Genomic DNA, 6,480 nt, shown 5'->3' on the forward strand with positions numbered 1-6,480 from the left:
ACGATGAGCCAGGCGCAGGACCAGGAGCAGGCCGCGGGTGCCGGAGCCGCCGTGCCGCAGACGCGTACCGCGCGGCACCGCCGGATCGTGGACATCCTCAACCGGCAGCCGGTGCGGTCGCAGAGCCAGCTCGCGAAGCTGCTCGCCGACGACGGGCTGAGCGTCACCCAGGCGACGCTCTCCCGGGACCTCGACGAGCTGAACGCGGTGAAGATCCGCAACACCGACGGCGAACTGATCTACGCGGTGCCGAGCGAGGGCGGCTTCCGCACCCCGCGCGCGCCGTTGGGGGAGTCGGCGAAGGAGGAGCGGATGCGGCGGCTCTCCCAGGAACTGCTGATCTCCGCCGAGGCCTCCGCCAACCTCGTGGTCCTGCGCACCCCGCCGGGGGCGGCCCAGTTCCTGGCCTCGGCCATCGACCAGGCCGAACTGCACGACATCCTGGGCACCATCGCCGGTGACGACACGCTGCTGCTGATCAGCCGGGAGCCGACCGGCGGCCAGGCCCTGGCGGACCACCTGCTGCGGCTGGCGCAGAACGGGCACTGACGGCACAGAACGGCCACTGAGCGGGCATGCGGCGCCCCGCCGGGCGGCGGAGAATGGGAATGTGATCTTCCGCGGCGGGGGGTCGGGTGGGCGGGCAATCCCCTGGCGGGCGTCGACCGTATACAGAGGTGTGTCGGGTTTCCGGTTCCCCGTGGGCCGCCTCCCGGACGAGGCTCTGCTGTCCGGGCTGGCCACAGGTGATCCGGAACTCGCGGTCGTCTTCGTACGAAGGTTCCAGCACCGGGTCTTCGGGGTCGCCATGGCCGTCACCGGGGATGAACAACTCGCCGAGGATGTCGCCCAGTTGACCTTCGAGCGGGCGTGGCGTCATGCCCAGATCTACGACTCGCGCCGCGGCTCGGTCACCACCTGGCTGACGACCATCGCACACAACCTCGCCGTCGACGCCGTCCGCGCCCGGCGGACCGAGCCGGTGGCACCGGAAGACCTCGACGCTCTCCTCGGCGTGGTCACCGAGACCCCCGAGCGGTGGGCGCTGGCCGACGAGACCTCCTCCCAGCTGCGGGCCGCCGTGGCCCGGCTGCCCCGCGAACAGGCCCGGGCCCTGGTGATGGCGGGCATCTACGGCATGACCGCCCAGCAGATCGCCGACGCGGAGCAGATTCCGCTGGGCACCGCCAAGACCCGGATCAGGGCCGCCATGGCGAAACTGCGGACCACATTCGCGGCTCCGAAGCGAGGCGACCATGTCCAGTGACATGAAATGCGACAAGCTCCGGGAGATCGCCGCCGAGCTGGCACTGGGCGTGCTGAACGGCCGGGAGCGCGCCGAGGCAGTCGCCCATCTGGACCGGTGCGCGGACTGCCGGGAGTACGTCCGCCAACTCACCCTGGTCGGCGACCGGCTGATCGGCCTGCTGCCGGACAGCGAGCCACCGCTCGGCTTCGAGACCCGGGTGGCGCGCACGCTGGCCCAGCAGGCATCGGCGTCCGAGGCTCCCACGGGCGTCTCCGGCCGTACGTCGCCAAGCCTCCGCGGGCGGGCGCGGCGAGCCCGGCTGCGCCTGGCGGCCGTCGCCACCGCGGTCACCGTGGCCATCGGGCTCGCCGGCTGGGGGATCGGCACCGCCGTCGAGCAGGTCCTCGCCTCGTCCGCGCCCGCCACCGCGTCCGAGCCCATGCTGATCGGGGACATGACCTCGGCCCCGAGCGGCGGCACCGTCGGCGAGGTCTACGCCCACCCCGGAACCCCCGGCTGGATCTTCGTGTCCGTCGATCTCGCCGGCCCGCACGCCGCGTACACCGGCAAGGTCACCTGCCTCCTCGAACACGCCGACGGTACGACCGTGCGCGTCGGCGACTTCACCCTGACCGGCGGACACGGCGAGTGGGGCGTGGCCGCACCCGGCGACCTCTCGACCCTCTCCGGCGCCCGGCTGACGGCGCCCGACGGCACGGTCCTCGCCACGGCCCACCTGGCGAAGGGCCGGGTCGTGGAGCCGGTGCAGTGAACCGGAGCCGGATACGGCCCGGCCTGGTACGGCTCAGGAGCGCTGCGGCAGGGTCGCTTCCAGGGCCGCGGCCAGCTCGGCGACCGTGGGCCGCGCCGCCGGGTCGGCCCGCAGACAGGCGTCGACGGCGGCGGCGAGCGCGGGCGGCAGCCGCCTCCGGGACGCGATGGGCGGGGCCGCCTTCTCTGCCTGCGGATACCGGTCCTTCATCCGCGGATGCCGGTCGTCCGTCTGTGGACACCGGTCGTTCGCCTGCGAGGAGGAGCCGCCCATGCCCTCGCCGCCCTCGTCGGACTCCGCTCCGGTCGCGCCGCAGTCGAAAGGCACGTCACCGCACGCGACCTCGTACAACGTGACGCCGATGCCCCACACGTCGGCGGCGGCCGTGAGCGGATCGCCCCGGGCCTGCTCCGGAGCGAGGTAGCAGCACGTGCCCAGCCCGGCGGGCGCCGGTCCGGGCGGCCGGGCGACGCTCAGGTCCAGCACCTTGGCATGCCCGCGCTCCACCACCACGTTGGCCGGTTTGAGGTCCAGGTGCAGCAGACCCCGGCCGTGCAGATAGTGGACCGCCGAACACAACTGCACGCCGAGGAGCGCCACATCGGTAGCCGCCGGCCGGCGCCGCAGCCGGTGCACGAGGTGGGACAGCGTCTCACCGGTCAGTGTCTCCAGGATCACGAGCGGCTCGGGCGACGTGACGGTCTCGTACCCACGGACCAGGTGCGGATGGCTGAACTCCTGCAGCAACCGGCCCTCCCGCAGCAGCCGCTCGCCGAGCTGCCCCTCGCCCCGCCGGTCCGGTCGCACCACCTTGATCACGCACCGGCAGGCCCGTTCCGCACTCCACGCGTCGTACACATCGAGCCAGCCCGTGCGGGTCAGATGCCCGAGGATCTCGTACCCTCGCGCCGGCTCCGCGCCCGGCGCGAGGGGCGCGGGGCCGTTCCCGCCCGCCACCGCGGCGCTCATGACGGCACCGCGCCCATGCTCAGCCGGTGCAGCCGGGCGTACGTGCCCTGGCCGCGGAGCAGGTCGTCGTGGGCGCCGTCTTCCACGACCCGGCCGTGGTCCAGCACCACGATCCGCGTGGCATCGCGCACGGTCAGCAGGTTGTGGGAGATGACGACGGTCGTCCGCCCGGCCATGAGCCGGCGCAGCGGGTCCATGATCCGCCGGCCCGACCGCACGTCCAGCCCCGTGGTCGGCTCGTCCAGCAGCAGCACGGGCGCGTCCCTGATCATCGCGCGGGCGATCGCCAGCCGCTGGCACTGCCCGCCGGACAGGGTCCGGCCGCGCTGCCCGACCAGCGTGTCGTAGCCCTCCGGGAGCCGCTCGATGAACTCGTGGGCGTCCGCCGCGCGCGCCGCCGCGACGATGTCCGCCTCGCTCGCCCCCGGCCGCCCGTAGGCGATGTTCTCGCGTACCGTGCCGTGGAAGACGAGGGTCTCCTGCAGCACCACCGCGATGTTCTCCCGTACGTCGCACAGCCTCAGGTCCCGCAGATCGGTGCCGCCGAGCAGGACCGCGCCGCGCTCGGGGTCGTAGAAGCGCAACTGGAGTCTGGCGGCCGTGGACTTGCCGGCCCCGCTCGCCCCGACCAGCGCCAGGGTCTCCCCGGGCGCGACATGGAACGACACGTCCGACAGCGCCCAGGAGGATGCGCCGGGGTAGCGGAACCAGACCCCGTCGAACTCCACCTCGCCCCGCGCCCGGCCGATCCGCCGGGCGCCCGGAGCCTCGACGACCTGCGGCCGCTGGTCCAGCAACTCGATGATCCGTTCGGCGGAGGCGGAGGCGGCGTAGAAGGTGGTGCCGAGCCCGGAGAGGCCGTGGACCGGGCCGTACAGCTTGCCGATGAGCGCCAGGAAGACCAGCAGACCGCCCAGCGTGAGCTGTCCCCGGGCCAGTTGCCAGGTGCCGAGGCCCAGCACCGCGAGGCCGCCGGTCACCTCGATGATCTCGACGACGGGCCCGTAGACGGCGCGGATCCGGGCCGAGGCCATCGCCGCCCGGAACCTGCCCGCGTTCTCCCGCTCGAACCGGCGCTCCTCCCACTCCTGCCGGTTGTACGCCTGCACCAGCGCGACATTGCCGAGCACCTCCTCGGCGATCGCGCTGAGCGAGCCGCTGCGGCGCCTGCGCTCCCGCGACGCCGTTTTGAGCAGCCGCGCGAAGTGCCGCGCGGCAGCCCAGAACAGCGGCACGATCACGAGGGCCAGTAGGGTCAGGTCCCAGCGCAGATAGAACAACAGGCCCAGGAAGAAACCCAGTTGGACGACGTAGTAGAGGACATCCGCCACTCCCGAGAGCAGAAACGTCTCGACCGCGTCGACGTCCCCCGTGATGCGGGACAGCACGTCCCCGAGCCGCCGGCGTTCGAAGAAGCCGAGCGACAGCCCCTGGACATGCCGGAACACCTCGGAGCGCAGCGAGAGCAGAAAGCTCTCGCCGACCCAGGTGGACGTCACCTCGTCGGCGAACCCGAGCACCCCGGAGCAGACGATGAGTCCCGCGTAGGCCGGTGCGATCCACAGCAGCGGCCGCAGGTCGCGGGGGACGAGCACGCCGTCCACGACGGTCTTGAAGAGCCAGATCTCCGCGGCGTCGACGGCCGGTCCGGCCAGGCTGAAGAGCAGAACGGGGACGAGCCAGCGGCGGCCGCCGCGCGTGTACGGCCAGAACCGCCGGAACACCGCACGCGGCGAGACGGCGGGCGCGGCCGCGACGACGCCGTCGGAGGCCTCGCCCACCGAGAGCAGACGCCGCAGGACGTGCACCATGGGACGCGTTCCTCGGGGGCCGGCGGAGCGGACCGGGTCCTCCGGTCACCGGTCCGCTCAGCCCTGATGTGCGATTCAGAAGTCATCGCGGCCGTGGCGGTCGCCGTGGTCGTGGCGGTCGCCGTGGTCGTGATCGTGGCGGTGCCCGTGCCGGTGGCCGTGGTCACTGTGGTCGCCGTGGTCGTGATGCGACGTGTGCCTCCGGTGGTCATGGCGGCTGGCCGGCACAAGACTGACGAAGATAGCCATTCCGTTCCTCCCGAAACTTGCTGTATATGGGATACGTCCCGGAGCGGAAACGGGATGGCTCTCCGGCGAAAAAAGCCGCTCGAAAAACTCACTCGAAAAACTCACTCGAAAAACGCGGTCGAAAAACGCGCTCGAACGAAATCGCTGTCAGCCCAGCCTCGCCGCCAGCCCCCCGGTGCACCGCACCTCGTCGCCCGCGGTGATCAGCAGGCCCTCCACGTCCGGCAGGGACTCCAGCCAGGCCAGCCCCGCCCGCGAGCCCATCGCGAACGCCGCCGTGGCCCAGCAGTCCACCCATGTCAGCCGCGGCCCCACCACCGTCACGGCGACCAGATCCGTCACCGCCGACTTCCCCGTCCGCGGATCCACGATGTGCGCACCCCGCTCGGCCGTACCCGAGGTCGCCACCGACAGCTCGGACACCCCCGCCGCCGAGATCACCGCCGCCAGCCCGCCCGGCCGGAGCGGATCGGCCACCCCCACCCGCCACGGCCGCTGCTGCTCCGGCGAACCGAGCAACTGGACGTCCCCGCCCCCGTTGACGCTCACCCCGCACACCCCGGCCACCCCCGCCAGCAGCCGCGCCGCCCGCTCGGCGGCCCAGCCCTTGACGATGCCGGTGGGATCCAGCGAGCCCCGATAGCGGCTGCTGAACCAGCCCTCGCTCACCCGCTCCGCCTCCGCCGCGAGCTCCAGCACCTCGGCCACCTCGGGCGCGCACCGGTCCACGGCCAACTCGCCCCGCGCCAGCCGCGACACCTCGCTGTCCTCGCGGTAGGTGCTGAAGACCGCGTCCGCCGCGTGCAGACCCGCGACCGCCTCGGCCAGGGACTCGCGCACCGCACGGGGTTCCCCGCCGCGGACGTCGAAGGAGAAGACCGTCCCCATGACCTCCTCCGCATGACGCACCGCGGCGGGAGCTTCGGCCGGCTCGGCCACCGTGTCAGCCACCGGCCTGGTCCAGCGCCGACTGCAGGGACTGCCGGTAGCCGGTGCTGGTGTAGGTGGCGCCGGAGACGGCGTCGATGTGCGCGCTGCCGGCCGCTACGGCCTCCTGGTTGAGCTTGGGGACGGCCATCGCGGTCTTCTGGTCGCTGAGTCCGCCCTTGGGCGCCTGGACGGCCTCCGCCTTGGTGATCTTGCCGGCGCTGACCGTGATCCGTACCTGGACCGGGCCGTACTGGGTCTGCGCGACCTGCCCGGTCACCGTACGAGCCTGAGCAGAACCGGACGACGAGGAGCCACCGGAGGAGGAGCCGCCGGAGGAAGACCCCGGGGAAGCCTTCATCCTGTCCAGCGCCGACTGCAGCGACTTCTTGTAGCCGTTGCTCGTGTACGTCGCCCCGGACACCGCGTCGATCTGCGCGCTCTGCGGCGCTACGGCCTCCTGGTTGAGCTTGGGGACGGCCATCGCGGTCTTCTGGTCGCTG

The 6,480-nt window shown here is 72.5% G+C and carries 7 protein-coding genes; 3 read left to right on the plus strand and 4 right to left on the minus strand.

Going from position 1 to position 6,480, the window contains the following annotated elements:
- Positions 1-3 precede the first annotated feature (3 nt).
- The 3 genes from M878_RS83590 to M878_RS83600 all read left to right on the plus strand — a co-directional run bounded on the left by M878_RS83590 (position 4) and on the right by M878_RS83600 (position 2,021).
- On the plus strand, positions 4-549 hold the full coding sequence (locus M878_RS83590; protein WP_023552003.1) for an arginine repressor: 546 nt from the start codon (positions 4-6) through the stop codon (positions 547-549).
- Between the two features lie 130 nt (positions 550-679).
- Positions 680-1,267 (plus strand): RNA polymerase sigma factor, encoded by a 588-nt coding sequence (locus M878_RS83595; RefSeq protein WP_031226655.1) that lies wholly within the window; start codon positions 680-682, stop codon positions 1,265-1,267.
- Positions 1,257-2,021 (plus strand): hypothetical protein, encoded by a 765-nt coding sequence (locus M878_RS83600; RefSeq protein ID WP_023552005.1) that lies wholly within the window; start codon positions 1,257-1,259, stop codon positions 2,019-2,021. The genes M878_RS83595 and M878_RS83600 overlap by 11 nt, the downstream gene beginning before the upstream one ends.
- A gap of 33 nt (positions 2,022-2,054) precedes the next feature.
- Here the strand turns inward: M878_RS83600 and M878_RS83605 are convergent, their stop codons facing one another.
- The 4 genes from M878_RS83605 to M878_RS83620 all read right to left on the minus strand — a co-directional run.
- Positions 2,055-2,990: a serine/threonine-protein kinase gene (locus M878_RS83605; protein ID WP_031226657.1), complete on the minus strand. Its 936-nt coding sequence runs from the start codon at positions 2,988-2,990 to the stop codon at positions 2,055-2,057.
- Entirely contained in the window at positions 2,987-4,801 is a 1,815-nt protein-coding gene (locus M878_RS83610) for an ABC transporter ATP-binding protein (RefSeq protein ID WP_023552007.1), read from the minus strand. Before M878_RS83610 ends, M878_RS83605 begins: the two co-directional genes overlap by 4 nt.
- Positions 4,802-5,197: 396 nt before the next feature.
- Positions 5,198-6,001 (minus strand): FAD:protein FMN transferase, encoded by an 804-nt coding sequence (locus M878_RS83615; protein WP_023552009.1) that lies wholly within the window; start codon positions 5,999-6,001, stop codon positions 5,198-5,200.
- The coding region (locus tag M878_RS83620) for an FMN-binding protein (protein WP_023552010.1) at positions 5,994-6,480 on the minus strand (487 nt) is incomplete at its 5' end. The genes M878_RS83615 and M878_RS83620, both read right to left, overlap by 8 nt.

The organism is Streptomyces roseochromogenus subsp. oscitans DS 12.976, assembly GCF_000497445.1.
Lineage (GTDB): Bacteria > Actinomycetota > Actinomycetes > Streptomycetales > Streptomycetaceae > Streptomyces > Streptomyces oscitans.